This is a genomic window from Delftia tsuruhatensis (assembly GCF_903815225.1).
Classification (GTDB): Bacteria; Pseudomonadota; Gammaproteobacteria; order Burkholderiales; family Burkholderiaceae_C; genus Comamonas; species Comamonas tsuruhatensis_A.
The window spans coordinates 2,307,094-2,332,520 of the sequence record NZ_LR813084.1 but is presented as its reverse complement, the minus strand read 5'-3'; the positions used below and the strand labels follow the sequence as shown (position 1 = coordinate 2,332,520).

Below are 25,427 nucleotides of genomic sequence, written 5' to 3'. Positions count from 1 at the left end.
GGCCATGCGGGGGTGCAAGCTCTTCTTCCGCCGGAATGACCCGGTTCAAGTTCTCGGGTGTGGATCTCAGCACTGGCGTGCACCCCGGAGCGGAGGGCTATCTTACCGCAGGGCCGCCAAAGGCGCAGGCCGAAGGCATGCCCCCTGCCAGGGGCTAACCCACTGCCGTCAGCCGCCGCATCACCCACTCCACCGGGCCCTGGGCCACCTTGCGGCCCCAGGCCCATGCGGCCACGGTGGCCATGAGCAGGTACAGCGTGGCGGCCCATGCCACATCGCCAAGGCCGCGCGTGCCGTCCAGCGCGCCCATGGCCTCCAGGATGCCCATGCCGATGAGGATATGGGCCAGGTAGAGGGTGAGCGTCATGCGCCCCGCAGGCAGCAGGCCGCGCCACGGGCCCTCGGGCCAGCGCTCGGCCAGCCGCAGGCAGGCACCGATGGCGATGCTGGCGCAGCCCAGGCCCATCAGCAGGTAGGCAGGCCCCGGTGGCATGGGGCTGGTGGCCAGCCAGGGCGCCCATGGACCATCGCCCCCCAGCCACGCCAGGGCGCAGGCCAGTCCCGACATGGCTGCGCCTGCGGCCACCAGTGCCCCTTGCACCGACGCCTTTGCCAGCGGCAGGCGTGCCAGCAGCATGCCGTACAGGAAGAAGGCGAACCACGGCAGCACGGGGTGGAATCCGTTGAACAGCAGGTTGCGCGCAAAGCCTGCGGGCTCCCACAGCCCCTCGTAGGACAGGGAGGCCCAGTCCCAGCCCTGGCTGTAGTCCAGGTGCAGCAAAGCCCATGTGGAGGCCAGGGCCACGCCCAGGATGCCGGCCAGCAGCGCACGGGGTCCGGTCTGCAGCCAGGCGATGGCCAGCACGAAGTAGACCGCGTAGTAATGGATGATGTCGGCCGGGAAGATCAGCAGGTTCAGCCCCCCCGCCACCAGCAGGAACAGCGCGCGGCGCAGCGTCCAGATGCGCGCCGTGGCTCGCTCCTGCGAGCGCGTGGCCAGCACCAGGCCCAGGCCCGCCAGCACCACGAAGGTGGCCGAGGCCTTGCCTTCCAGGAAATGGAACAGCGCCAGCAGCCAGCCCGGCGCCTCCGATGCCGGATGCATGGCCTGCCTGAAATTGACGAACACCATCCCGGCCAGCGCGAAGTAGCGCGCCAGGTCCAGCCCCGCCAGGCGGGAACGGCTTTTGTGACCGGCGATGCCTTTGGCGCCGTGGATCATGCCGCCACTCCCAGCAGGCAGCGCAGCAAGGCGGGGTCCAGCACATCCACGGCCGGCTGGGATGCGGCGTCCGCTGGCGGGGTCACGGCCAGCGCGACGCGCAAGGCATCGCTCTCGACCGCATCGAGCAGCAGTTGTGCGACCAGGCGCGCCGCAACGGGGGGCTTGAAGCAGCCCCGCCCCACACCACGCTCGATGAAGCCGGCCAGCGCGTCGAGCATGCGCCTGCGGTTGGCCTCGAAGGCCGGCGCCAGCGCGGGCGTGCGGGCGATCTCGGCCAGGCATTCGGCGCTGAGCACGGCCCACTCCCGTTGCCGGCACAGTGCCTGGCAGGCGGACAGGAACCGCGCCACGCCTTCCAGGGACGGCGCATCGGCCTGCTCCAGCGCCTCCAGCAGGGGCCGCAGTTCGGACTGCTCCTGCGTGGCGACCTCGGCGATCAGCGCCTCCTTGTTGAGGAAATGGTTGTACAGGTTGCCCAGGCTCACCGACGCCGCCTGCGCGATGTCGCGCATGCTGGTGCAGTGAAAGCCCCTGTCCACGAAGCACTGGAGCGCCGCCTGCACGATGGCGGCACGCCGTTCGATGATGTCTTCCTTCTTCTTCATGCCCCGAATAATGAACGGACGTTCATTCATAGTCAATACCGGGGCATGGCCGGGCATCACAACGGCGGCATGGGCCCCACGCCGTCAGGTACCGGCTCCTCATTGGCCCTGCAGGGCTGGCGCAGCATGCGCCGGCAGTCCGGCCAAGCCGGCGCATGCGCATAGGCGATATGGCCCAGCACGATCTTCGACGGCCGGCTGCGGTCCATCCAGACGGTGTTGATCGACGGCACGGCCAGGTTCCCGAAGGCCCAGTAGCCGGTCTGCGAAGGCGTGTCCAGGGTCACGCGCAGGCTGGAGCCGGCACGGAACACATGGGCGAACTTCTGGATCTCCACGCGCATCAGCACGGGCTCGCCAGGCGTCAGCGGCCGCACGGCCGCCTCGGTGAAATCACCCCAGGGCCGCAACGCGGTGGAGCGCTTTCCGTCCAGAGCCCGCATGGAGGCGCGCAGCCAGCCGCGCTGCACGAACATCTCCTGGCCGTCGGGCCGCACCTCGGACAGAGTGACCTGCACATCGGTATCGTTGGCCGTGGCGCTGAGCCACAGGTCCAGCGAGGCCTCGCCATAAAAGCCCAGCGTGCGCGGCAGCGGGGCCGTGGTGAAGCGCAGCAGGCCGTCCCGGGCGGGGCTGGCCGTCCATTCGCCCATGGTCCCATCCTCCTTGGGCTCGTTGACCTCGGAGGCCGGCAGGGGGTAGGAATAGCTGGCGGACTGACGCTGCGCCTGGGGCGGCGCATCGCCCAGCCTGCCGCCCGGCTGCAGCCACAGCGACATGGGCGTGACGCGCACGGGCAGCCGGTCGAAACTGGCCACAGCCGAGGGCCTGAGCTGCCCATAGTCGAGCGCCTGCGGCTGCGGCGCCTGCGTCCACTGCATCTCCTGCGCCAGCAGCACGCGCGGCGTCTTCTCGAAGCCGTTGTTCTCGCCCTTGAGGAAGCGGGCATAGAAGCGCTTCATGGTCTCGCGGATGACGGGAGCGTTGTCGGTGTGGTGGTCGCCGTTGGAGCTGATCAGCCACATCCTGTCGGGCGCGATGGTGTCTTCGTAATAGCCCATGCGCGGCCCCACCTGCTCGTCCTGCCAGGACTGGGTACCCAGCGTGGGGATGTCGATGCGGTGGGTGGAGTACATGGCGCTCTTGGCGGCGTAGCGGGCACCGAAGAATCGGTCCTCTTCCAGCCAGCGTGCCATGTCCAGCTCGGGGCGCTGGATCTTGCGGATGTTCTCCTCGACCACCCTGGCGCAGGCGGTATCGCCGTCGAGCTCGCGCGCCTGCTCGGCTGCCGCTCGCCAGATCTCTGGGAACTGGCGCCACCAGTTCGCAGGAAAACCGATGTTCTGGATGCCACCGGGATAGGCCACGTCGCGGTAGGGATCGGCCACGTTCTTGCCGGGCGCTATCGCCTTGAGGCTGGGCGGGCGCTGGGCCGCCACCCACAGCTGGTCGTAGCCCGAGTACGAGTAGCCCACCATGCCCACCTTGCCCGTGGACCAGGGCTGGCGCGCGGCCCACTCCACCGCATGCGCCCCGGCCGCGCCCACCGACTCGTCGGCCCACTGGTCCTCTCCGGTGGAGCAGCCCGTGCCCGGCACGTTCAGGCCCATCACCGCATAGCCTTCCCGGGTCCAGCTCTGCGTATCCTTCGGGATGAGCGAGCCCGAGGCATAGCCGTCGTATTCCATCAGCACGGGAAACGGCCCCGGTCCTTCGGGAAAGACGACCGAGTAGCGCATCTTGTTGCCGTCGGGCAGCTGGATATAGCCCCAGATGCGCGCGCCGGGACGGGTGCTGCCCGAAGAGCCCCCGCCGCAGGCCGCCAGGCCGAAGGCCACGGCGGTGATGGCGGTGACGGCGGCCATGCCGGCCGCGACAGGCCATGCGCGAGGGTGGAAAAATGGCTTCATGGATGGTCCTCCTTGTTGCTGATGCAGACATGCCCGCAAATGGGCACGCCGGCAATGTAGGACCGTCCCTGCGCCATCCGTGCATGCAGGCTGAAGGGCCGCTGAAGGGCCGCTGAATGGGGGCTGAAGTCAGTCCGTGGCCGGCCCTGGCGACAGCCGGCCCACGGCCCCGGCTATGTCAGCACGGACAGCAGCAGCTCCCGCATCCAGCGATGTCCCGGCATCTGCGCATGGCGCGCGTGAAAGAGCACCTGCAAGGTATAGGCAGGCGCTTCGAAAGGCGCCGGATGCAGGGACACGGGCAGCATGCGCGCCAGTTCCAGCGCCACCCGGCGCGGCAGCGTCAGCAGCATGTCCGAATGCGCCACGATGAAGGGCGCGGCCAGCACGCTGGGCAACTGCACGGCCACGTCACGCCTGTGCCCCAGCCTGAGCAGCGATGCATCGATGACGCTGCCCACGCCGTTCCAGGGCAGCACGGCCACATGGCGCTCGGCCAGGTAGGCCTCCAGGCCAAGGCGGTCGCCGATGCGCGCATGGCCCTGGCGCACGGCGACCACATAGCCGTCGGTGAAGCACTGCAGCGCCTGCAGGTCCGGCACGGGCTGTACCGCCTGGTGCTCGTCTGAAAAGCCCAGCGCGAAGTGGATGCGCCCCGACGCCAGCTCCTGCAGCGAGTCGCCGTGGCTGGAGTACACGACCTTGATCCGCAGTTGCGGCGCCTGCCGCTCCAAAGCCGCCACCAGCCCCGGCAACACCGCGAAGGCCGTGAAATCCGTGGCGGCGAACACAAAGGTCTGCCGGCTGCGCGAGGGCACGAACGGAGCCGAGCCTTCAAGGCTGGCCGACAGCGCCTGCAACGCCGCGCGCACGCCATCGGCCATCTGTGCGGCCCGGGCCGTGGGCTGCATGCCGCTGCCCTGGCGCGTGAACAGCTCGTCCGACAGCGCGGCGCGCAGCCGTGACAGCGCATGACTGGCGGCCGAAGGGCTCAGGCACAGCTCCTCGGCGGCCAACACCACGCTGCGGTGGCGGTACAGGGCGTCGAAGACCAGCAGCAGGTTCAGGTCGATGCGCAACAGAAGATCATGCATGGCATGCAGTATGCATTGACAAGAATGCAGCATGCACATGCCATGACCGATCTACCATGCGGCCCTGTCTTACCTGCACCCGCATTTCCAGCCATGAGCACTCCCCTCCTGCGCCAGGCCACGCCGGCCGACATCGACCGCTGCCACCAGATCGAACACACCGCCTACGAGGGTGACGAAGCCGCCACACGCGAGAAGATCGCCACCCGGATTGCCCGTTACCCGCAAGGCTTTCTCGTGCTGGAGCAGGACGGCACAGTGATCGGCTTCATCAACAGCGGCTGCGCCCACCAGGTCGTCATGTCCGACAAGTCCTTCAAGGAGCTGGCGGGCCATGACGCCGCCGCCCCCAACGTGGTGATCATGTCCGTGGTGGTGGCCCCGGCCCACCAGGGCCGGGGCCATTCCACGCGGATGATGCGGGCCTTTGTCAGCCAGATGAGGCAGCGCGGCAAGCAAAGCATCCACCTGATGTGCAAGAGCCGGCACGTACCGCTGTACGAGCGCATGGGCTACCGCTATGTCAGGCCCTCGGATTCGGACCACGGCGGCATGGCCTGGCACGAAATGGTGATGCCGCTGTAGGCGACGGAACTATCCATCAGGCGGTGCATCCAACCGCCCTCGCTGGAAACCTCAACGCATAACAGCCCGGCCCATCCTCCATCGGCCCGATGGAGCCACTGCCTGCACAGGCAAAGGTGAACCCGTTATGCAATGTCCCGCCTGCAAGGATTCCACGCTCATCATCTCCGAGCGCCAGAACATAGAGATCGACTACTGCCCGCAATGCCGGGGCGTGTGGCTGGATCGTGGAGAGCTCGACAAGATCATCGAGCGCTCGGCCGCCCTTGCGCCGGCGGCGCCCGCGCGCGATCCACGGGACCAGGACCGCCGCGCAGCGCCCGCACCGCAGCCCTACCAGGCCCAGCGCGAGCATTCCGGCCACGACGGATACCGCCGCAAGAAGCGCGAAGGCTTTCTTTCCGACCTCTTCGATTTCTAGGCGGGAACACGGCCGCAGGCGGCCTGCGGTGCATCTGTCGGGCAGGCCGCCACTATGATGTGGTTTTTCGAAGTCCCTCCCACCCATGCCCCGCGCCCGCACCGCCAAGACCTCTGCCGTTGAGTCGCCACCGCCTTCAGGCACGGGGCCGGACGCCATCGACATCTCCTTCCTGCATACCCTGGTGGGCTACAACGCGCGGCGCGCATCGATGTCCATCATCGAGGTCTTCGTGGAGCGCATGGCCGCGCACGATCTCAAGATGGTGGAATTCTCCGTGCTGTCTCTGGTGTCCCACAACCCCGGCATCACCTCGCGCCAGCTGTGCGCGGCGCTGGACGTGATGCCGCCCAACCTCGTGGGCCTGATCGCGGCGCTGGAGCGCCGCCAGCTGATCGAGCGGCGGCCCCATCCCACCGACCGGCGCGCCGTGGGCGTGCACCTGACGCCGGCCGGCGCCGAACTCACCACGGCAGCGGAGCAGACCGCCACCCAGCTGGAGCTGGATGCCACCTACCGCCTCACCGACGCGGAACGCAGGACGCTGATCCGGCTGCTGCAGAAGATCCACACCTGAGCGCCGCTCAGGCGGCCTTGCCGTCCAGCCCCAGCAGCCGCACCGCATTGCCCTTGAGGATGCCGGGCATGACCTCGGGCCTGAAGCCGGCTTCCTGGAAATCCTTCATCCAGCGCTCGGGCGTGATCAGCGGATAGTCGCTGCCGAACAGCACGCGGTCCTTGAGCAGCGTGTTGGCGTACTGCACGAGCTGGCGGGGAAAGTACCTGGGACTCCAGCCCGACAGGTCGATCCAGACATTGGGCTTGTGCAGGGCCACGGACAGGGCCTCGTCCTGCCAGGGGAAGCTGGGGTGGGCCATGACGATCTGCATGTCCGGGAAGTCGATGGCCACATCGTCCAGGTGCATGGGGTTGCTGTATGCGAGCCGCAGCCCCCCACCGCAGCGCATGCCGCTGCCTATGCCACTGTGGCCCGTGTGGAAGATGGCCGGCAGGCCGTGCCCGGCGATCACCTCGTACAGCGGCCAGGCCATGCGGTCATAGGGGTGGTAGCCCTGCACCGTGGGGTGGAACTTGAAGCCCCTGACGCCCTCCTCCTCGATCAGCCGGCGCGCCTCGCGCGCACCCATGCGCCCCTTGTGCGGATCGATGCTGGCGAAGGCCACCATCATGTCGCTGTTGGCCCGCGCGGCCTCGGCGATCTCCTCGTTGGGAATGCGGCGCCGGCCCAGCTGCGACTCGCTGTCCACCGTGAACATCACCAAACCCATGTTCTGCGCGCGGTAGTAGGCCACGGTCTCGGCGATGGTGGGACGGCGGCCGTTGCCGAAGTAGCGGTCGGCGGCGCGGTCGTATTCCTCGCCGTAGTTGTCGAACGGGTTCCAGCAACTCACCTCGGCATGCGTGTGGATGTCGATGGCAATCAGTCTCTCGTGGTCCATGGCGGTCTCCTGCGCGGCCTGCCGACTGCCCCGCAATCAAGGGGAAGTCCCAATAAGAATTTTGGAAAGCGCGCTTGAATTGGTTATTAAATATAACCAAAATCGCGACCATCGGAAAGCGACGCATCACCGCCCCCGGAATGCCTCGTGCCGAGGACCTACAAAACTTCGCGAGGAGACAACCATGGACACCAAGATCCGTCAGACCCCTGGCCGCGCCCTGCGCGCCACGCCACCGGCGGCACCGGCAGCCGCCCTTGCCGCCCTGCTGCTGGCCGCCTGCGGCGGCTCGGACGATGGCCTTGCAAGGCTTGGCGAAGCCAGGCCTGCCAGCCTGCTGTCCTGTACCGACCTTGCGGCCAGGATCTCGTTTCCCGACACCCGCATCACGGCCGCCGAGGACGTGGCCGCAGGCGCGATCACCGTGGCAGGCAAGCCCGTCGCAGGGCACTGCCGCGTGACGGGCCGCATGCTGGAGCGCGTCAGCCCCGTGGACGGCCAGAGCTACGCCATCGGCTTCGAGATGCGGCTGCCGCGCGACTGGAACGGACGCTTCTTCTACCAGGCCAACGGTGGACTGGACGGCGTGGTCGGCACGGCCGTGGGCGCCCTGGGAGGCGGGCCTTTGGGCCATGCACTGCAACAGGGCTTTGCCGTGCTCAGCTCCGATGCCGGCCATGCGGGCAGCCTGGGTCCCTTGTTCGGCCTGGACCCGCAGGCCCGGCTGGACTATGGCTACCAGGCCGTGGGCAAGCTCACGCCCATGGCGCGCAGCGCCATCCGGACGGCCTATGGCAAGGCACCGGACCGCTCGTACCTGGGCGGCTGCTCCAACGGCGGGCGCCATGCCATGGTGGCGGCTTCGCGCCATGCCGACCAGTACGACGGCATCATCGCCGGCAACCCGGGCACGCGCCTGCCGCTGGCGGCCATCGCCAACATCGCTGGTGCCCAGGGCTACGCCAGGCTGGCCACCACGGCCGGCGACCTGGGCACGGGCTTCACCCAGGCCGAGCGCCGCCTCGTGTCCCAGGCCGTGCTGGACAAGTGCGATGTGCTGGACGGCGCCACGGACGGCATGGTCCAGGCCAACGCGGCCTGCCAGGCCCGCTTCGATCTGGCGCGCGACGTCCCCACCTGTGCCGGCGCACGCGACGGCAGTTGCCTGAGCGCCGAGCAAAAGACCACCATCACAGGCCTGTTCAAGGGCGCGACCACCAGCGACGGCAGGCGCATCTACAGCAGCTTTCCCTATGACGCGGGTCTGGACACGGCCGGCTGGGCCGGCTGGAAGTTCTCCAACCCCATGAGCCGCGACGCGGGCGCCGTGGCCTTCATCTGGCAGACCCCGCCCGAAAGCGCTGCCGGCTTCGACGATGCGCAGTTCGCCCTCAATGGCAGTGTGGACAGCATGCTGGCCAAGGTCCAGGCAACCAGCAGCCGCTTCACGGAAAGCGGCCTGTCCCTGATGATGCCGCCCGACTACGGCAAGCTGCCCGTGCTGCGCAACCGGGGCGCCAAGCTCATGGTCTACCACGGCACGGCCGACCCCATCTTCTCCAGCGACGACTCCGTGCAGTGGTACGAGCAGTTGCGCCGCACCCATGGCGACGCCGCCGACTTCGCGCGCCTGTATCTGGTGCCCGGCATGAACCATTGCAGCGGCGGCCCCGCCACCGACCAGTTCGACATGCTCACCCCGCTGGTCGCCTGGGTGGAGAAGGGCCAGGCGCCCGACCGTGTCGTCGCCAGCGCACGCGGCGCCGGCAATGCAGGCGGCGCCAACGCCGATCTGCCTGCCACCTGGTCGCCCACGCGCACACGGCCACTGTGCCCCCATCCGCTGGCTGCCCACTACAACGGCAGTGGCGACATGGAAAGCGCTGCCAGCTTCACCTGCCGCTGACCCTGTCCTGACGGCGGGCGGCTGCTGGAGACCCCCCAGAGCGGCCGCCACCGTCCCGCCCCACCCATTCCCCTGTCCGCAGCCCCTGCCCCGGCGGGGCTGGGCCCCGCTGCGCCTGAACAAAGGCATGCAAACACCCACGCCAAGACGGCAACGATTTTTCAAACCAGAGGAGACATCATCATGAAGAACACCCCTTCCCCGCTGACCGTGGCGGCCGCCGCCGTGCTGGCCCTGGCCGGCTCCAGCGCCTTCGCGCAAGGCACTTCGAGCGTCACGCTCTACGGCATCGTCGATGTCGGCGTGGAGCACCTGAACAACGTGGCGGCCGGCGGCAGCCTCAGCCGCATGCCATCCACCACCAGCCTGATTCCCTCGCGCTGGGGCCTGCGCGGCAGCGAGGACCTGGGCGGCGGCCTCAAGGCCATCTACACGCTGGAGTCGGGCTTCGCGCCCGACCAGGGCACCTTCAACCAGGGCGGACGCGGATTCGGGCGCCAAAGCTGGGTGGGGCTGGGAGGCAGCTGGGGCAGCCTGACGCTGGGCCGCCAGAACTCCATGCTCTTCTGGTCACTGCTGGACTCCGACATCATCGGCCCGTCCGTGTTCGCCATGGGCTCGCTCGACGCCTACCTTCCCAACTCCCGCGCCGACAACATGCTGGCCTGGCGCGGCAATTTCGGAGGCCTGGCCCTGGGCGCGGGCTACAGCTTCGGGCGCGATGCCGTCAACGCCGGTCCCAGCCCGGCCGGTACCAACTGCCCGGGCGAGAGCGGCTCGGACACACAGGCCTGCCGCCAGTGGTCGCTGTACGCCAAGTACGACGCGCCTGCCTGGGGCGTGGCCCTGGGCTACGAGCAGCAGAACGGCCGCACGCCGGCCTCGGCCACCGATCCGGTGTTCGGCGGCATGACCTCCAGCGCCAGGCATGACGAGCGCCTGCACCTGGGCGGCTACTTCAGGATGTCCGGCGTGAAGATCGCCGGCGGCCTGCTGCGCCGCGACAACGACGGTGACACCGTCAAGCCGCGCAGCAACCTCTGGTACCTGGGCGCCTCGTACCCGGTCACCGAGGCCCTGGTGCTCGAAGGCCAGTGGCTGACGCTGCGCTACCGCGGCGTGTCGGACCACGACTCAGCCCTGCTGGTGGCGCGCGCCATCTACCACCTGTCCAAGCGCACCGCCGTCTACACGCAGCTCGGCCACATCCGCAACGACCGCCTGGCCACCGTCTCGGTCAGCGGCGGCGCCCCGGGCAGCAACACCGCGCCGGGCCGTTCGCAGACGGGCATCAACGTCGGCATCCGCCACAGCTTCTGAACCAGGGTTGCCGCTTCACCAGGAGAAAACCATGTCCATCCAACGCCGTCACTTCATCCATGCCCTGGGCAGCGCCGCCGCCCTGGGGTCACTGTCCCCGCTGCAGGCCCTGGCCCAGGCACTGGAACAGGTCAAGATCATGTATGGCTTTCCCGCCGGCAGTTCCGGCGACAGCGTGGCGCGCCGCGTGGCCGAGCGGCTGGCCGGCACGGCATACAGCAAGGGGCAGGGCATCGTGGAGAACAAGCCCGGCGCGGGCGGGCGCATCGCCGTGGAGGCGCTGAAGAACTCGCCTCCCAATGGTTCGGTTCTTGCGCTGGCGCCCGTATCGGCCTTCTCGGTCTACCCCCATATCTATCCCAGACTGGCCTACAGGCCGGAAGACGTCACGCCCGTGTCCATCGGCGCCGTCATCTACCACGGCCTGGCCGTAGGGCCGGCCGTGCCGGCCGAAGTGAAGACGCTGCAGGACTTCCTGGCCTGGGCCAAGGCCCACCCCGACCGGGCCAGCTTCGGCTCGCCGGGCGCGGGCTCCATGCCGCACCTGCTGGGTGCGTTGCTGGGCCTGCGCTCGGGGGTGGAGCTCAAGCACGCCCCCTACCGCGGCACGGTGCCCAGCATCACCGACCTGGTGGGCGGCCAGATCGCGGCCACCGTCAATCCCAGCGGCGACTACCTGCAGTACCTGAAGGCCGGCCGCCTGCGCGTGCTGGCCACCTCGGGCAGGAAGCGCTCCCCCTTCCTTCCCGATGTACCCACCTTCACCGAACTGGGCTTTCCCGACGTCACGGTGGAGGAATGGTTCGGCTTCTACGCCCCCGCCAGGACACCGGCCGCCACCCTCGCCCATGCCAATGCGGCCATCACCGCCGCGCTCAAGGACAAGGCCGTCATCGACGGACTGGCGGCCCTGGGCCTGCTGGCGCGCGGCAGCACGCAGCAGGAAATGGCAGCCGACCAGCAGGCGGAGTTCGAGCGCTGGAGTTCGCTGGTCAGGCAGATCGGATTCACCAGCGAGTCCTGAGCCGGCAGGCCCAGGCACCGGTGAGTGCGCAGGTGGGCCGGTGCCTGGTGGGGCCGGCCCATCCCCTGCTGCGCAGGTCTATCCGAAAAAGGCGTTGCCCGCATCCAGTGCCGGCGGCCGCAGGAGGTCGGCATTGACGCCCATGGCCTCGCTGGCGCGCTCCACGGCCTGCCACAGGGGCGCCGGCATCTTCAGTATTTCCTCGGGCGATTTCGAGCGGGCTATCCAGTCGCTGATCTCAAGGTGCTGTTCGGGGGTCAGCAGGTCCAGGTTCAGCATTTCGTCAATGGTCTTCATCAGGGGTCGGTCTGTCGCTCGTGTGCGGGAGGTGCAAGGAAAAAGGCCCATGCATTGTCAGCGTGCCAGGGCAGGCAGCCTCTGCAGCAGGGCATCGCGTGCGCGCAGGCCGGCGTTGGGCTTTTGCGCCTGTTCATCCTGGATCAGCGTCGCCCATACCAGCCTGCGCTCGCCTTTGGTGGCCCAGCCCACATACCAGCCATAGGCCCTGCTGGCATCGTAGCGGTTGTCGCTGCCCGGCGAACCAGTGCCGGTCTTGCCATGCACGGTCCAGCCGTCCACATCCGCAGGATGCAGGGTGATGCGTGCGGTCATGTCCAGCGCCTGCGGGCTCACCGGCAATTCGCGGCGCACGATCTTGCGCATGAAGGCCACCTGCTCGATGGCGGAAATGCGCAGGGAGGACACCACCCATGCGCCGTTGTGGCCGGGGTTGGCCACCTCCACGGCAGAGATGTCCTCGTTGCCATACTGCAAGGCCTTCACGTAGGCGCCAAAGCGCGCCTGGCCCAGCTGCCTGACCACCTGCTGCGAGTACCAGAACACCGAGTCCCTCATCCAGGCCCGGGGCGTGACCTCGCGCTGCCAGGCATCGCCACCCCAATCCGGGTATTGCGGCTGGTAGGGCCATGCGGGCCGGTCCGCGTCCTGCAGGATGCCTGCGTCATACCCCATCAGGCTGATGGCAATCTTGAAAGTGGAAGCCGGCGTGACGCGTTCGCCGCAAGCCGGGCCGCTGCGCACCAGGGACTCGCCCGTGTCGGCATCGGCGACGATGGTGCACAGCTCGCGTGCGCTGGCTGGAATGCAGAAGAAAGCCGCAACTGCCACTGCGGCAGCCAGGGGCAGGAATCGGGGCATGGATCGATGTTTCATGGATGCTGGCGCGCGATGATATACGCCCGGCGGCTGCGCAAAACCGCCATGCCCAGCAGCCCCCTTGGGCAGCGCATCCCGCCCCCTCGCCCCTATGCCTGTGCCTGGGCCTCCTGCAACTGCCGCCACATCACCTTGCCGCTGCCGCTCTTGGGCAGGGCCTTGACGAATTCCACCACCTTGGGCGCCTTGTAGACGGCCATGTTCTCTCGGCACCACTGGATGATGTCCTCGGCCGTGGTGTCCTCCTTGCCGGTGCGCAGCACCACCACGGCCTTGACCGACTCGCCGCGATAGGCATCGCGCGTGGAGATCACGCAGGCCTCCTGGATGGCGGGGTGACGGAACATCAGCGATTCGACCTCGGCCGGCCAGACCTTGAAGCCGCTGGCATTGATCATGCGCTTGAGGCGGTCGGTGATGAAGTAGTAGCCGTCCTCGTCCACACGGCCCAGGTCGCCGGTGCGGAAAAAACGCTTGCCGTCGATCTCCATGAAGACCTGGGCCGTGGCGTCGGGCCGCTTCCAGTAGCCGTCGAAGATCTCGGGGCCATGGACCACGATCTCCCCTTGCTCACCCTGGGGGACTTCGGCGCCGGTGTCGGGGTCGATGACACGAGCCTCGGTGCTCATGAAGGGAATGCCCAGGCACTGCTGCTTGGGATGCTCGGACGGGTTGCTGTGCGTGGGAGCGGCGGTCTCGGTCAGGCCGTAGCCCTCGCAGAACCGCAGGCCGTACTGCTCCAGCAGGCGCTGGGCCACGGCCTGGGGCATGGCCGCACCGCCACCGCCGATGTACTTGAGGCTGCTGAGGTCGAACTGTGCGAAGTTGGGGCTGCCCAGCAGGTCGATGACCATGGTGGGGATGTTGGTCCAGCTGGTGACCTGGTAGCGCGAGATCAGCCGCCCGGCCAGCTCGCGGTCCCAGCGCGGCATGACGACCACGGTGGCCCCCATGAAGATGGCCGTGTGCAGCACGGAGACCATGCCCGTGATGTGGAACATGGGCACGACGGCCAGGATCACCGCCTCGCTGGTGCCGCTGCCCCAGTAGCTGCCGGCCACGGCGTTGTGGTTGATGGAGCGGTGCGGATGCATGCAGCCCTTGGGCTGGCCCGTGGTGCCACTGGTGTAGGGCAGCACGGCCATGTCGTCACGCCCCACCACATGCGCGGGCGCAGCCGCCGTGCAGGCCAGCGCATCCTTCCAGGCATGCACGCTGCCGCCATCCAGCTGCGCGGCCGGGCGCGGTGACAGCAGCCAGTCGTGCCACTGCGGCGGTGGCGCATCGTCGCCCTGCACGCCGGGATCGAAGGCATCGGTGAACTGCGTCACGACCATGTGCTCCAGGCGCTGGCCGGGCTCCAGCGCATTGCTGGCCTTGGCCAGCTCGGGGGCCAGGTCGGCCGTGGTGATGGCCACCTTGGCATCGGCGTCGGTGATGTAGTGCTTGAGCTCCTCGGCCATGTTCATCGGATTGACCGGCACCACCACCGCATTGGCGCGGAAGATGGCGTAGTGCGCAAGGATCAGCTGGGGCGTGTTCTGCATCAGCAAAATGACGCGATCGCCGCGCTGCACGCCCAGCCGGTGCAGGTAGGCGGCCATGCGTTCAGTGCCTTCGCACAGTTCGCGGTAGGTCAGCGTGCTGCCGAAGTAACGGATGGCCGGCTTGTCCGGATAGCGGCGCGCATTGACGGCCAGGTTCTCCCAGACGCTGGTGGCGGGCACGGTGATGGAGTGGGGCAGGCGGCTGGGCCAGAAGGCGTGGTGCGCAGGCGTGGACGGCATGGACTGATGGGCCTTGAAGTGTCGGTGAGAGAAGTGGATGGCGGCAATCCGCCCCGCCAGCGAGGCTAGGCGCTGACCCCGTTCCCGGCATTGGGGAAGGCCCCAGTGAATCGTCGCCAAAGTGACGCTGGAGGCCGGCATCCGCCCGCTGGCCACGCACAGGTTTACGATGGCGCCACCATGCCCCATCTGTCCCGCCTGCAACTGTCGCTGCGCGAGCTGCTGTCCCGCCGCCGCTGCGCCGCCCTGGCCACCCAGCCCACCGACCTGGGCATGGACGACGCCCTGCCCGCGCCCCAGCTGTCCATGGTGCCCTGGGCCTGGGATGCGCAGTTCGCCTGCTTCGTCCTCCATGTCAGCGGCCTGGCCGCCCATACGCGGGCCATGGAACGCCACCCCGCCGTCAGCCTGCTGGTCTGCGCCCCCGAAAACGAAGGTGAAGCCGTGCACGCGCTGGAGCGCATCGCCATCCAGGGCGTGGCCTCGACGCCGCCGCCCGACAGCGTGCTGGGCCAGGGCGCGCGCCAGGCCTACCTGCAACGCTTTCCCGAGGCCGAGCCCATGACCGAGCTGGGCGACTTCCGCTTCGTCTGCATCACGCCCACGGTGGCCCGCCATGTGGCGGGCTTCGGGGCGGCGCGCGATGTGTCGGCGTATGACTTGGTCGAGGCGCTGGGCACCGGGCAGGACTGATTCAGGCCGGCGGCTTGCCGCCACCGCGCACATGGGCGGCGATCAACGCCCCCGCCGCCCCGCCCTGGCCCGCCACGCAGTCGCGCACATGGTCTTCCCAGATCTGGCCCTGCTGCTCCACCTGGGCGTGGACGAAGCACTGCAGCATGCGTTCGGGATCGCTGCTGCGCTCGCAGGCATAGGGGTCGCCGCGCGTGCACCAGGCCTTGAGATGCAGCCAGGCGGCCTGGCGCGTGACCGGCATGCCTTGCAGGCGCTGCCACTGGTGCAGCAGCTCATGGGCAAAGACGCCGGCGATCTGCGGCTGGTCCAGGCGCAGCGGCTGGCGCGGGTCCCCCTGCTGGAAGAAACCACGCGGCAGGAAGATGCGCCCACCGTTCATGGACAGCGCCCGGCGCGTATCGCCCAGGCGACGCAGATGCAGGCGCATGCGCGGCAGCAGCGCATCCAGCGAGGCGCCGAAATGGCAGTGCACAAAGGCCTGCTCCTGCGCTGTCAGCGCCCTGCTCCAGAATCCCACGGCTTGACGCCCCTCGACTTGATGACTGGCCATGAGGGTACACGCTGCTGCGCAGCGTCACCGGCCCGCTCGGCACCGATGGCAGGACTTGCCTCAGAACCGCAGCTTGACGAAGGCCGAAGGCCCCTGCAGGCGCGTCTTCAGGCGCGCCGTCGCGCCGCCATCGCGCGTGAGGTCGATGTTGGTCACGCCATAGGACAGCACCACGCCCAGGTTCTTGACCGGGAACCACTCCACGCCCAGGGCGGCGTTGTAGATGTTGCCGTGCAGCTTGCCGCCGTTCTTCCAGACGCCCGAGGCGTCGGCGAACAGCCGCAGGTCGGGGTTGATGGCATGGCGCAGGCCGATTTCCAGCATGGGGGCGAAGGCGTCCTCGGTGCCGCTGCCACGGTAGGAGGCACTTTGCCCGCCGCCGCTGACGGCCGCCCGGCCTTCGAGGTCGATGCGGTAGTAGGCCACGCCCGCGCCCAGGCCCATCACGGTGTTGCCCGAACCCAGCCACCACTTGTAGCCCAGCTTGGCGAAGTCCAGGCCCAGGTCCATGCGCGCATCTCCGCTCAGGTTGCCGTTGCCGGCCTGTGCGTCATAGCCCCGGCGAAAGCGGTAGTAGTCGAAGGAGATGCCGTGGCTGTCGCCCAGCAGCACATCGGCGCTCACGCGCGGCATGGTCACCTTGCCGGTCTTGATGTCGCCCGTCTCCACCCTGCCGGCATCGCCTTCCAGCGAAGCATTGAAGCGCGGATCGGCACGAAAGGCCCCGGCCGAGATGCTGATGCGGTCCAGCGCCGGCGATGGCTCGGCCTGGGCAGCGGGTGCCATGGACAGCAGGCCGGCAGTCACCGATGCGGCAAGGCCGGTAGCGGTGCGGATGGCGTGCGAACGGGTGGGCATGGGGCAGTTTCCTTCAGAAAATGGCGGATGAGGCCACTCGCGCCACGGCATGGCGGGCATGCGCAGGAAACAGGTTCGGGCATTCGATGCCCCGCGAATGGCAAGAGAAGGCCGACGCACAGCGGCGGCAGGGTCCAGCATAAGCAGCCTGGAGCCCTGCGCCATTGCAGCGTGCTGCCCACTACATGACGACAAGCCCCTGGCCGACAGGCGGCAGGCGCCCTTCAGGCGCCGCCGCCACCCTTGCCCCTTGCCCGTTCATTGGCTCAGTTGCTGCCAGACCTTGTCCAGCCGCTTGATGCTGACCGGGTACGGTGTGCGCAGCTCCTGGGCGAAGAAGCTCACGCGCAGCTCTTCCAGCATCCAGCGGTACTCCTGCATGCGCGCATCGACCTGGCCCTTGCGCTCGGCCACCAGGCGCCAGTAGCGCTGCTCCAGCGGGCGCAGTTCGGCCAGGCGCGTGGCATCGCGTGCGGGGTCGGCGCGGTACTTGTCCAGCCGGCTGGTGATGGCCTTGAGGTAGCGGCCATAGTGCTGCAGCTGCGTCCACGGCGCGGCGGCGATGAAGTTCCGGGGCATCAGGCGCTGCAACTGCTGGGCCGTGTCGGCCGTGGCGTCTGCCGCGTTCTTGGTGTCCTTGATCTTGCGCTGGGCCGCCGCGTATTCGGCAAGGATGCCGGCCGCCATGCGCGCGACCTCATTGGCGATCAGCGTCAGCCGCCCGCGCCCGTCCTGCACGCGCTGCTTGAACTGCGCGTCGTTGGTGGGCAGCGGCTCCTGCAGGAAGGCGCGGTCGATGGCCACGTCGATGATCTGCTCGCGCAGCTCTTCCTGCGTGCCCAGGGGCATGTAGGCCACCGCCATCTTCTGCAGGTCCGGGATGTTCTTTTCCAGGTACTTCAGCGCATCGCGGATCTGCAGCGCGAACAGGCGGCGCAGGCCCACGCGGTGGCGCGCGGCCGCGGCCTCGGGCTCGTCGAAGACCTCGATGCCCACGGATTCGCCATGGTCGATCAGGGCCGGAAAGCCGATCAGGGTCTGGCCACCCTTGCCGATCTCCATCAGCTCGGGCAGTTCGCCGAAGCTCCATTCCTTGTAGCGCGCCTCCGCCGGCTGGGCCGGCCTGGCCTGGGCCTGCTCGGCCTTCCTGGCCGCAGGCTGGCCCTGGGCGGGCGGCGCGGCCTTTTTCTCCGGTTGCGCCTGCGGCGGCTCGCCGGTGGGTGCCACCTTCAGCGCGGCCAGCGCCTGGAAGGCGCCGCGCGCCTTGGCGCCCAGCTCGGCCTTGAGCGCGCCCAGGTTGCGGCCCTGGCCCAGCTGGCGTCCATGCTCGTCCGTGATGCGCAAGTTCATGAACAGGTGCTGGCTGAGCATGTCCAGCTTGAAGTCGGCCCGCTTGACATCCAGCGAGGTCTCGTCGCGCACCTGCTTGAGCAGGGCGTCGATCAATCCACCCTGGGCCCAGCGCTCGGGCGTGGTGAACAGCTCGGCCAGGCGCTGGGCGCTTTCGGGCAGGGGCACGAAGCGGCTGCGCGGGCGCTGGGGCAGGCTTTTGAGCAGGGCCTGGATCTTGTCCTTGAGCATGCCGGGCACCAGCCATTCGGCGCGCTCCTCGCTGACCTGGTTGAGCACGAACAGCGGCACGGTGACGGTGATGCCGTCGCGCGCATCGCCAGGGCTGTGCAGGTAGGCGGCCGTGCAGTCCACGCCGCCGAGCTTGACCACCTTGGGGAAGGCCTGGGTGGTGATGCCGGCCGCCTCGTGGCGCATCAGCTCGTCGCGCGACAGGCGCAGCAGGTCGGCGTTTTCCTTGGCGGCCTCGCGGAACCAGTGGTCGAAGGTGGCGCCGCTGAAGACGTCCCGGGGGATCTGCTGGTCGTAGAAGGCGTAGATCAGCTCGTCATCGACCAGCACGTCCTGGCGGCGGCTCTTGTGCTCCAGTTCCTCGACCTTGCGCACCAGCTTGAGGTTGGCGGGCAGGAAGTGCCAGCGCGTGTCCCACTGTCCCTCCACCAGCGCCTGGCGGATGAAGATCTCGCGCGCGGACTGGGGGTCGATGCGGCCATAGCTCATGCGCCGGCCGTTGTAGACCACCAGGCCGTAGAGCGTGGCGCGCTCCAGCGCCACCACGTCGGCCTGGGTCTTGGACCAGTGCGGATCGAGCAGCTGCTTCTTGAGCAGGTGGGCGCCGACCTCCTCCAGCCACTGCGGGTCGATGGCGGCGATGCCCCGCCCGTACAGGCGCGAGGTCTCCACCAGCTCGGCCGCCACGATCCAGCGGCCGGGCTTCTTGGAAAGATGCGCACCCGGGTGGGGATGGAAACGGATGCCGCGCGCGCCCAGGTAGGCGTCGCTTTCGTCGCCCTTGTAGCCGATGTTGCCCAGCAGGCCCGAAAGCATGGACAGGTGCACGGCGTCGTAGCCGGCCGGCTCGGTGTTGATCTTCCACTTGTGCTCGTTGACCACGGTCAGCAGCTGGGAGTGGATGTCGCGCCATTCGCGCACGCGGCGGATGTTGATGAAGTTCTGGCGCAGCAGCTGTTCCCACTGGCGGTTGCTGAGCTTGTGCGTGGGCTCGTCGTCCGTGCCGGGGCCGGTGTCCTGCGGGTGGAAGGCGGGCAGCGCCTGCTCGGCGGGCGCGGCGGCGCTCTGCCCGCCACTGCGCTGGGCCACGGGCAGGAAGGCCGCGTTGCGGGCGGGTGCCTTGGGCGCGGGCGCCTGTGCCGCCATCTCCCTTCGGCTCTTGGCCACGACCCGGCCGCCGCGCGCATCCTGCAGCCATTTCCACAGGCGCAGGTAGCCGCTGAACTCGCTTTTCTCGTCGTCGAACTTGGCGTGCTGCTGGTCGGCCTGCTGCTGGGCCTCCAGCGGCCGGTCGCGCACATCCTGCACCGACAGGGCCGAGGCGATGACCAGCACCTCGGCCACGGCGCCGCGCGTGCGTGCCTCGAGGATCATGCGGCCCACGCGCGGGTCCAGCGGCAGGCGCGACAGCTCGCGGCCCATGGGCAGCAGTTCGCCGCGCTCGTCCACCGCGCCCAGTTCGCCCAGCAGCTGGTAGCCGTCGGCGATGGCGCGGCCCGAGGGCGCCTCGAGGAAGGGGAAGTTCACCACGTCGCCCAGCCCCAGCGACTTCATGCGCAGGATGACACCGGCCAGCGAGGAGCGCAGGATCTCGGGATCGGTGAAGCGCGCGCGCGTGCCGAAGTCGGCCTCGTCGTACAGGCGGATGCAGATGCCGTTGGCCACGCGGCCGCAGCGGCCCGCGCGCTGGTTGGCCGCCGCCTGGCTGATGGGCTCGACCAGCAGCTGCTCGACCTTGCTGCGGAAGGAATAGCGCTTGACGCGCGCCGTGCCCGCGTCGATCACATAGCGGATGCCGGGCACGGTCAGCGAGGTCTCGGCCACGTTGGTGGCCAGCACGATGCGCCGTCCCGTGTGGCTGTCGAAGATGCGGTCCTGCTCGGCCTGGGACAGGCGCGAGAACAGCGGCAGCACCTCGGCATGGCGCAGCACGGGCTGCTGGGCCAGGTGCTTGCGCAGGTGGTCGGCAGCCTCGCGGATCTCGCGCTCGCCGGGCAGGAAGACCAGGATGTCGCCTGCGGCACCGCCCGCCCACAGCTCGTCCACGCCCTCGGCGATGGCGTCGTTGAGGTCATGGTCGCGCTTTTCCTCGAAGGGGCGCCAGCGCATCTCCACGGGATAGGTGCGGCCCGAGACCATGATCACGGGAGCCGGTCCCTGGGGCCCCTCGAAGTGCCTGGCGAAGCGCTCGGCATCGATGGTGGCCGAGGTCACGACCACCTTGAGGTCGGGACGGCGCGGCAGGATCTGCTTGATGTAGCCCAGCAGGAAGTCGATATTCAGGCTGCGTTCGTGGGCCTCGTCGATGATCAGGGTGTCATAGGCCTTGAGCAAGGGATCGGTCTGCGTCTCGGCCAGCAGGATGCCGTCCGTCATCAGCTTGACCGAGGCATCCTTGGACAGCCGGTCCTGGAAGCGCACCTTGTAGCCCACCACGTCGCCCAGCGGCGTGTTCAGTTCCTCGGCAATGCGCTTGGCCACGGAGCTGGCCGCGATGCGGCGCGGCTGCGTGTGGCCGATGAGGTGGCCGCGCACCTGCCCCTTGGCGTCCTTGGCATCGGGCGCGGCGTTGACCTTGCCACGCCCCAGCGCCAGCGCGATCTTGGGCAGCTGCGTGGTCTTGCCCGAGCCCGTCTCGCCGCAGACGATGATGACCTGGTGGCGGTCCATGGCCTCCATGATCTCTTCACGGCGGGCGGATACGGGCAGGGATTCGGGAAAGCTGATCTTCAAGGGCATAAGGGGCTGGATTATCCCCGGGCCATGCCCTGCGCGCCACGCGGGCGTGGATTTCCATGCCCGAGGCCTGTGCCACCGCCATGAAAACCTCCGCGCCCCAGGGCCTTCGCCGGGCCAGCCCAGCCACGCACGGGGCATTGCGCACAATCGGCGCTCGCCGTTCCTGCCGTTCTGGCGCTGGCCGCCTTCTCCGCTTTCCTCCCCTCCATGGTTTCTCTCGCCGCCCTGATCATTCCGCTGCTGGCCCTGTGGCTGTGGTGGCCCGTGCATTCGCTGTCGCGGCGCACACGCCTGCTGGCCACCCTCGTCACGGCAGTCCTGGGTTGCACGCCCGCCCTGCTGCTGGTGCTGCTGCGCGAGGGCGCGGTCGCGTACCGCACGCTGGCCTACCTGCAGGTGCCGGGCGGCTGGGTGCTGGCCGTGCTGCTGATGCTGGCGCTGTTCATCGTGCTGCGCGACGGCCTGTGGGCACTGGCCGCCCTGGTTCGGCGCGAGGATTGGAAACGGCGCCTGCACACGCCGCTGCTGACGGCCGGTGCCCTGGCACTGGCGGGTGCGGTGTCGGCCTGGGGCGTGGCCAACGCGCTGCGCCCGCCCGAGGTGCAGGAGCGCACGCTGCGCCTGGCGGGGCTGCCTGCCGGCCTGGACGGCCTGCGTGTGGCCGTGCTGGCCGACATCCACGCCAGCCCCATCAACGACGCACGCTACGTGCAGACCATCGTGGAGCGCACGCTGGCCGCGCGGCCCGACCTCATCGTGCTGCCCGGCGACCTGGTGGACGGCGACGTGGACAGCGGCCGCGCCAACGTCGCGCCGCTGGCCCGGCTCAAGGCACGCTACGGCGTCTGGGCGGCGCCCGGCAACCATGAGTACTACAGCGGCTACGACGCCTGGATGGCCGAATTCCGCCGCCTGGGCCTGAACCTGCTGGAAAACCGCATGCAGCTGATCGATGTGCAGGGCGCGCGCCTGGCGCTGTCGGGCATCGGCGATCCGGCCTATGGCCGCCTGTCGCGCCAGAACACCGACCCGTCCGTGCCCGAAGGCGTGCCGCCCGACATCGACACCGTGGCCCGCCAGGCCAAAGAGGCCGGCGCGCAATACCACCTGCTGCTGGCCCACCAGCCCAAGACCGCCCGCGACAATGCGCCGCGCGGCGTGGGCCTGCAGCTGTCGGGCCATACGCACGGAGGCCTGATCCGGGGCATGGACCAATGGCTGGTGGCGCCCGCCAACGACGGCTTTGTGCGCGGCGAGTACGAGGTCGGCGCCATGAGGCTCTTCGTCAGCGCCGGCGCAGGCCTGTGGGCCGGCTTCGCCGTGCGCCTGGGCGTGCCGGCCAGCATCGATCTGCTGTTGCTGCGCGGGGCCTGAGTTTCAGGCCGCAGGCGCAACCGCTGCGCCCTGGATGCCATGGCGCTGCAGCGCCTCGGCCACAAAGCCCGAGGCCTTGGCCTCTTCCACGAAGTCGGCCAGCACGCGCAGGGCCTGCTCGCCGCGCCCCTTGGGCAGGCCCATGGCCTGCTGGATGACCATGAATCGGCCCGGCAGCAGGCGCAGGCCGGGCAGGCGGGCGGCATCGGCTTCGAGCTGCTGCCTGACGCCGGCCGCCACGTCGGCGGTCGATTCCACGAAGGTCTGCACCACGGCAGGCGAGGACACGGCGCGCTCGATCTGCGCGTGCTTGAGCTCGCGGCTCAGGTACAGGTCATAGGCGCTGCCCTTGCCGACCACGACCGTGTGGCCGGCCCGATCCACCTGTGCGTTGTCGGTCAGCGGCGAATCCTGGCGCACCAGGTAGCTGCCCTCGATCAGCACATAGGGCGCGGTAAAGCCTATGCCCGCGCCGCGCACGGGGTCCACCGCGAAGAAGCCGAAGTCGGCCTGCTCCCGGGTGACGGCGTCCACCGATCCGGCGGCCGTGTCGAAGACCACCAGTTCCAGTTCCAGGCCCAGTTGCTGCGCCAGGCGCCGGGCCAGGTCGATGGACACGCCCACGGGCCGTCCCTCGGCATCCAGCCGCGCGAGGATGGGGTTGCCGGTGTTGATGCAGGCGCGAATGCGCCCGAGCGGCGCGAGGGTGGACAGCAGTTGGGAGGACAGGGTCATGGATGGCTCGCTTCAAGGGTCGGTCGTAGGCCTGCGGGAACATGGCTGTCGGCGCTCATCGGCGCGTCCGCCATTGCCTCGAGGAAGCAAACGATAGCATCGCCGCGCAGCAATGCCGAGGCGGGACGGCGCGGCCGCCGCCCCTGGCCGGCAATGACCGGCAAGAAGCCCCTCCGGTCACCCCGCGTACTCCAGTTGCAGAGCCACCAGCCGGGCCGTGTCCTCTCCGTAGCGGCGGGCAATGTCCGCGAGCGCCTTGTCCAGGTGCGGCGCCGGGCCCATGGCTCGGTCCAGGTGCATCAGCACGTCGGGCACCTCGTGGCCCCGGCATCCCAGAATTTCCACGCCATCCGAGGTTGCGACACGTGCAGCGTCGGACACCGCGACGGCCTTGGAACGGTAGGTTCTTGCCCAGGCGTCGGCGGTGAATGCCAAGGCAATGCCATCGACGCCGTCGGATACCGCGATTCCCACGGTTTCATGGCGCCACAGCGCAAGGCTGTTGGCAGCGACCCGCCATACGCTGGAAACGTCCAGGCGATAGCGCGCACTGTCATGCGCGCTGCCGTAGCCTGCGGCACCCAGCTCTCGCGCCAGATTCCCGGCCACCGCAGCACCGGCGATCGCCTCGACCAGGGCCAGGGAAACCGGCAGCGACGCCGTGACGCCGGTGGTGGTGACGACCCCTCGGTCAGCCACATAGCGCCGGTCCGGCACCCATTGCATGGACGGGTGGCGGGAGCGCAGGGCAGGCAGCGCATACCAGTGCGACGTGGCACGCCGCCCATCGAGAAGCCCCGCGCGCCCCAGAACCCTTGCGCCCTCGCAGACGCCGAAAATGGTGGCACCCAAGGCAGCCTGGCGCCTGAGCCACTCCACGATGGGGCCTGAATGCTCATCATGGTGCATCGCCGGCACGATGACATGGTCGGCGCCCTCGGGATGGCATCCATCGAAACTCGCAAGCGTCTGCTGGGCCTTGACCGAAAGGGCCGGCATCAGCGCTATCCCACCCTCCGCGGGAGCCACAAGCACGACATCGGCCACATGGGAGCGGGACAGTACCGCCTGCGGAACAAGGCAGTCAGTGAGTTCGGTTCCGCGGTTGTCCGCCACGATGGCCACCAGCGGCCTGGCTCTTTTCGCGGGCCTCAGTTCAGCGGCAAAATCCGTGGGCACCATCGCCGGGGACTGCCAACCAGGTGCCGGCGCATGGGCGCTGGCATGGGGCGTTACCGTGATCAGTGAAGCCGTGGCGAAACCTGCCACCGCCTCCTTCAGAAAAACCCTTCTATGCATACCACTCCAACATCATTTTCAAGATGCGGTCAGCGTAGGTCCGGCATGCCGCGAGCACAATGACAGAGGACTCGGATTTTCTGCCACACCAGGCGGCCCGCTCATCCGCCCGCAGGCTGGTGTTCGTTGCGTTCGAAGGGGCGGACCCCCTGGACCTGACCGGCCCTCTGGGGGTGTTCACACGGGCAGAGCGCCAACGCCCGGGCAGCTATGACATCCTCGTGGCATCGACCCAGGGCCTGCCCCTGCGCACCAGCTCGCCGCTCTGGCTGTGCGGCGTGCAGCCGCTGTCCGAAGTCACGGGGGACATAGACACGCTGGTGGTGGTCGGCGGGGAGGAGCAGGCCATACGCCGTGCCGCATACGACGAGGGCCTCGTGCGCTGGCTCAGGGAATGTGCCCCCCGGGCGCGCCGCGTATGCAGCATCTGCACCGGCGCCTTCATCCTGGGCGCGGCGGGCCTGCTCGACGGCCGCCAGGTGACCACCCATTGGGCCGCCACCGAGGCACTGCAAAGCTACTTTCCCAAGGCTGCGGTGGATACGGATGCGCTCTATCGCACCGATGGCCGCCTGTGGACCTCGGCGGGCGTGACCACGGGCATCGACCTCGCCCTGGCCCTTGTCCAGGCCGACCTGGGACGCACCGTCGCCAACGACATTGCACGCGACCTGGTTGTCTTTGTGCACCGTTGCGGGGAGCAGAGACAGGTCAGTTCCACACTGAGGGCCCAGGCAGCCGGCACCGGCCTGTTCGATCAGCTGCTGGTCTGGATGCTGGACCATCCGCAGGAAGACCTGCGGGTGCCCGCCCTGGCGGAACGGGCCGCCATGAGTCCCCGCAACTTCGCAAGACGCTTTCTGCGCGAAACCGGCAAGACACCCGCGCGCTATGTCCTGGAGATGCGCCTGGACCATGCATGCCGCCATCTGGAGCAGACCTCGTGGCCGATGGAGCGCGTCGCGCAACACAGCGGACTGGGCACATCCGAGGCGCTGCACCGCGTCTTTCGCCAGCAGTTGGGGATGACGCCCGGCATGTACCGCCATCGCCTTCGCACGATCGCGTAGCGCGCATGCCAG

General features: G+C 68.8%; 22 protein-coding genes and 1 riboswitch. Of the genes, 9 read left to right on the top strand and 13 right to left on the bottom strand.

From position 1 onward, the window contains the following. Positions 1–5 precede the first annotated feature (5 nt). A riboswitch (TPP riboswitch) is annotated at positions 6–97 on the bottom strand. A 57-nt stretch (positions 98–154) separates the two neighbouring features. The 4 genes from L1Z78_RS10615 to L1Z78_RS10600 all read right to left on the bottom strand — a co-directional run bounded on the left by L1Z78_RS10615 (position 155) and on the right by L1Z78_RS10600 (position 4,834). Continuing rightward, a complete protein-coding gene (locus tag L1Z78_RS10615; RefSeq protein ID WP_234641452.1) occupies positions 155–1,222 on the bottom strand; it encodes a DUF418 domain-containing protein in 1,068 nt (355 codons plus the stop codon). Beyond that, on the bottom strand, positions 1,219–1,830 hold the full coding sequence (locus L1Z78_RS10610) for a TetR/AcrR family transcriptional regulator (RefSeq protein ID WP_234641451.1): 612 nt from the start codon (positions 1,828–1,830) through the stop codon (positions 1,219–1,221). Before L1Z78_RS10610 ends, L1Z78_RS10615 begins: the two co-directional genes overlap by 4 nt. A gap of 56 nt (positions 1,831–1,886) precedes the next feature. Beyond that, a complete protein-coding gene (locus L1Z78_RS10605) occupies positions 1,887–3,740 on the bottom strand; it encodes a CocE/NonD family hydrolase (protein WP_234641450.1) in 1,854 nt (617 codons plus the stop codon). Positions 3,741–3,913: 173 nt separating this feature from the next. Further along, positions 3,914–4,834 carry a LysR family transcriptional regulator gene (locus L1Z78_RS10600; RefSeq protein WP_234641449.1) on the bottom strand — a complete coding sequence of 307 codons (921 nt, stop codon included), beginning with the start codon at positions 4,832–4,834 and terminating at the stop codon, positions 3,914–3,916. 93 nt (positions 4,835–4,927) lie between these two features. Here L1Z78_RS10600 and L1Z78_RS10595 point away from each other — a divergent pair, with 93 nt between their 5' ends. The 3 genes from L1Z78_RS10595 (at position 4,928) to L1Z78_RS10585 (ending at position 6,417) form a co-directional block, all read left to right on the top strand. Then, a complete protein-coding gene (locus L1Z78_RS10595) occupies positions 4,928–5,419 on the top strand; it encodes a GNAT family N-acetyltransferase (protein WP_234641448.1) in 492 nt (163 codons plus the stop codon). Between the two features lie 127 nt (positions 5,420–5,546). Continuing rightward, positions 5,547–5,840 (top strand): zf-TFIIB domain-containing protein, encoded by a 294-nt coding sequence (locus L1Z78_RS10590; protein WP_234641447.1) that lies wholly within the window; start codon positions 5,547–5,549, stop codon positions 5,838–5,840. Between the two features lie 85 nt (positions 5,841–5,925). After that, complete coding sequence (locus tag L1Z78_RS10585; RefSeq protein WP_234641446.1) at positions 5,926–6,417, top strand: MarR family winged helix-turn-helix transcriptional regulator; 492 nt, start codon at positions 5,926–5,928, stop codon at positions 6,415–6,417. Between the two features lie 7 nt (positions 6,418–6,424). On the opposite strand, the gene L1Z78_RS10580 is transcribed toward L1Z78_RS10585, so the two are convergent. After that, positions 6,425–7,300 (bottom strand): amidohydrolase family protein, encoded by an 876-nt coding sequence (locus tag L1Z78_RS10580; RefSeq protein ID WP_234641445.1) that lies wholly within the window; start codon positions 7,298–7,300, stop codon positions 6,425–6,427. 184 nt (positions 7,301–7,484) lie between these two features. Here L1Z78_RS10580 and L1Z78_RS10575 point away from each other — a divergent pair, with 184 nt between their 5' ends. The 3 genes from L1Z78_RS10575 to L1Z78_RS10565 all read left to right on the top strand — a co-directional run bounded on the left by L1Z78_RS10575 (position 7,485) and on the right by L1Z78_RS10565 (position 11,550). Then, a complete protein-coding gene (locus L1Z78_RS10575) occupies positions 7,485–9,206 on the top strand; it encodes a tannase/feruloyl esterase family alpha/beta hydrolase (protein ID WP_234641444.1) in 1,722 nt (573 codons plus the stop codon). Between the two features lie 183 nt (positions 9,207–9,389). Further along, entirely contained in the window at positions 9,390–10,526 is a 1,137-nt protein-coding gene (locus tag L1Z78_RS10570) for a porin (RefSeq protein ID WP_234641443.1), read from the top strand. Between the two features lie 31 nt (positions 10,527–10,557). Beyond that, positions 10,558–11,550 carry a tripartite tricarboxylate transporter substrate-binding protein gene (locus L1Z78_RS10565; protein WP_234641442.1) on the top strand — a complete coding sequence of 331 codons (993 nt, stop codon included), beginning with the start codon at positions 10,558–10,560 and terminating at the stop codon, positions 11,548–11,550. Between the two features lie 78 nt (positions 11,551–11,628). Here L1Z78_RS10565 and L1Z78_RS10560 read toward each other — a convergent pair whose 3' ends face one another. The 3 genes from L1Z78_RS10560 to L1Z78_RS10550 all read right to left on the bottom strand — a co-directional run bounded on the left by L1Z78_RS10560 (position 11,629) and on the right by L1Z78_RS10550 (position 14,513). After that, positions 11,629–11,847 carry a hypothetical protein gene (locus tag L1Z78_RS10560; RefSeq protein WP_234641441.1) on the bottom strand — a complete coding sequence of 73 codons (219 nt, stop codon included), beginning with the start codon at positions 11,845–11,847 and terminating at the stop codon, positions 11,629–11,631. 57 nt (positions 11,848–11,904) lie between these two features. Further along, a complete protein-coding gene (blaOXA, locus tag L1Z78_RS10555; protein ID WP_234641440.1) occupies positions 11,905–12,708 on the bottom strand; it encodes a class D beta-lactamase in 804 nt (267 codons plus the stop codon). Between the two features lie 107 nt (positions 12,709–12,815). Further along, positions 12,816–14,513: a long-chain fatty acid--CoA ligase gene (locus L1Z78_RS10550; protein WP_234641439.1), complete on the bottom strand. Its 1,698-nt coding sequence runs from the start codon at positions 14,511–14,513 to the stop codon at positions 12,816–12,818. Positions 14,514–14,693: 180 nt separating this feature from the next. On the opposite strand from L1Z78_RS10550, the gene L1Z78_RS10545 reads away from it, so the two are divergent. Further along, a complete protein-coding gene (locus tag L1Z78_RS10545) occupies positions 14,694–15,206 on the top strand; it encodes a pyridoxamine 5'-phosphate oxidase family protein (RefSeq protein ID WP_234641438.1) in 513 nt (170 codons plus the stop codon). 1 nt (position 15,207) lies between these two features. On the opposite strand, the gene L1Z78_RS10540 is transcribed toward L1Z78_RS10545, so the two are convergent. The 3 genes from L1Z78_RS10540 to hrpA form a co-directional block, all read right to left on the bottom strand. Beyond that, positions 15,208–15,759: a hypothetical protein gene (locus L1Z78_RS10540; protein ID WP_418921692.1), complete on the bottom strand. Its 552-nt coding sequence runs from the start codon at positions 15,757–15,759 to the stop codon at positions 15,208–15,210. 60 nt (positions 15,760–15,819) lie between these two features. Beyond that, positions 15,820–16,617 (bottom strand): hypothetical protein, encoded by a 798-nt coding sequence (locus L1Z78_RS10535; protein ID WP_234641437.1) that lies wholly within the window; start codon positions 16,615–16,617, stop codon positions 15,820–15,822. Between the two features lie 258 nt (positions 16,618–16,875). Then, positions 16,876–20,937, bottom strand: a complete 4,062-nt coding sequence (gene hrpA, locus L1Z78_RS10530; protein ID WP_234641436.1) for an ATP-dependent RNA helicase HrpA — start codon at positions 20,935–20,937, stop codon at positions 16,876–16,878. Between the two features lie 207 nt (positions 20,938–21,144). Here hrpA and L1Z78_RS10525 point away from each other — a divergent pair, with 207 nt between their 5' ends. Beyond that, on the top strand, positions 21,145–22,311 hold the full coding sequence (locus L1Z78_RS10525) for a metallophosphoesterase (RefSeq protein ID WP_234641435.1): 1,167 nt from the start codon (positions 21,145–21,147) through the stop codon (positions 22,309–22,311). Positions 22,312–22,314: 3 nt separating this feature from the next. Here L1Z78_RS10525 and L1Z78_RS10520 read toward each other — a convergent pair whose 3' ends face one another. Continuing rightward, positions 22,315–23,046: an ABC transporter substrate-binding protein gene (locus L1Z78_RS10520; RefSeq protein WP_234641434.1), complete on the bottom strand. Its 732-nt coding sequence runs from the start codon at positions 23,044–23,046 to the stop codon at positions 22,315–22,317. A 177-nt stretch (positions 23,047–23,223) separates the two neighbouring features. Then, on the bottom strand, positions 23,224–24,345 hold the full coding sequence (locus L1Z78_RS10515; RefSeq protein ID WP_234641433.1) for a DJ-1/PfpI family protein: 1,122 nt from the start codon (positions 24,343–24,345) through the stop codon (positions 23,224–23,226). 119 nt (positions 24,346–24,464) lie between these two features. Here L1Z78_RS10515 and L1Z78_RS10510 point away from each other — a divergent pair, with 119 nt between their 5' ends. Further along, positions 24,465–25,415, top strand: coding sequence for a GlxA family transcriptional regulator (locus L1Z78_RS10510; RefSeq protein WP_234641432.1), 951 nt, complete (start codon positions 24,465–24,467; stop codon positions 25,413–25,415). Positions 25,416–25,427 lie beyond the last annotated feature (12 nt).

Excerpts from the sequence above, each read along its gene's own strand:
- L1Z78_RS10520 (WP_234641434.1), bottom strand. The coding sequence starts at position 23,046 with ATGACCCTGTCCTCCCAACTGCTGTCCACCCTCGCGCCGCTCGGGCGC.
- L1Z78_RS10515 (WP_234641433.1), bottom strand. The coding sequence starts at position 24,345 with ATGCATAGAAGGGTTTTTCTGAAGGAGGCGGTGGCAGGTTTCGCCACG.
- L1Z78_RS10575 (WP_234641444.1), top strand. The coding sequence starts at position 7,485 with ATGGACACCAAGATCCGTCAGACCCCTGGCCGCGCCCTGCGCGCCACG.
- L1Z78_RS10585 (WP_234641446.1), top strand. The coding sequence starts at position 5,926 with ATGCCCCGCGCCCGCACCGCCAAGACCTCTGCCGTTGAGTCGCCACCG.
- L1Z78_RS10615 (WP_234641452.1), bottom strand. The coding sequence starts at position 1,222 with ATGATCCACGGCGCCAAAGGCATCGCCGGTCACAAAAGCCGTTCCCGC.
- L1Z78_RS10595 (WP_234641448.1), top strand. The coding sequence starts at position 4,928 with ATGAGCACTCCCCTCCTGCGCCAGGCCACGCCGGCCGACATCGACCGC.
- L1Z78_RS10550 (WP_234641439.1), bottom strand. The coding sequence starts at position 14,513 with ATGCCGTCCACGCCTGCGCACCACGCCTTCTGGCCCAGCCGCCTGCCC.
- L1Z78_RS10610 (WP_234641451.1), bottom strand. The coding sequence starts at position 1,830 with ATGAAGAAGAAGGAAGACATCATCGAACGGCGTGCCGCCATCGTGCAG.
- L1Z78_RS10560 (WP_234641441.1), bottom strand. The coding sequence starts at position 11,847 with ATGAAGACCATTGACGAAATGCTGAACCTGGACCTGCTGACCCCCGAA.
- L1Z78_RS10525 (WP_234641435.1), top strand. The coding sequence starts at position 21,145 with ATGGTTTCTCTCGCCGCCCTGATCATTCCGCTGCTGGCCCTGTGGCTG.
- blaOXA (WP_234641440.1), bottom strand. The coding sequence starts at position 12,708 with ATGCCCCGATTCCTGCCCCTGGCTGCCGCAGTGGCAGTTGCGGCTTTC.
- L1Z78_RS10580 (WP_234641445.1), bottom strand. The coding sequence starts at position 7,300 with ATGGACCACGAGAGACTGATTGCCATCGACATCCACACGCATGCCGAG.
- L1Z78_RS10545 (WP_234641438.1), top strand. The coding sequence starts at position 14,694 with ATGCCCCATCTGTCCCGCCTGCAACTGTCGCTGCGCGAGCTGCTGTCC.
- L1Z78_RS10540 (WP_418921692.1), bottom strand. The coding sequence starts at position 15,759 with ATGGCCAGTCATCAAGTCGAGGGGCGTCAAGCCGTGGGATTCTGGAGC.
- L1Z78_RS10535 (WP_234641437.1), bottom strand. The coding sequence starts at position 16,617 with ATGCCCACCCGTTCGCACGCCATCCGCACCGCTACCGGCCTTGCCGCA.
- hrpA (WP_234641436.1), bottom strand. The coding sequence starts at position 20,937 with ATGCCCTTGAAGATCAGCTTTCCCGAATCCCTGCCCGTATCCGCCCGC.
- L1Z78_RS10605 (WP_234641450.1), bottom strand. The coding sequence starts at position 3,740 with ATGAAGCCATTTTTCCACCCTCGCGCATGGCCTGTCGCGGCCGGCATG.
- L1Z78_RS10565 (WP_234641442.1), top strand. The coding sequence starts at position 10,558 with ATGTCCATCCAACGCCGTCACTTCATCCATGCCCTGGGCAGCGCCGCC.
- L1Z78_RS10590 (WP_234641447.1), top strand. The coding sequence starts at position 5,547 with ATGCAATGTCCCGCCTGCAAGGATTCCACGCTCATCATCTCCGAGCGC.
- L1Z78_RS10600 (WP_234641449.1), bottom strand. The coding sequence starts at position 4,834 with ATGCATGATCTTCTGTTGCGCATCGACCTGAACCTGCTGCTGGTCTTC.
- L1Z78_RS10570 (WP_234641443.1), top strand. The coding sequence starts at position 9,390 with ATGAAGAACACCCCTTCCCCGCTGACCGTGGCGGCCGCCGCCGTGCTG.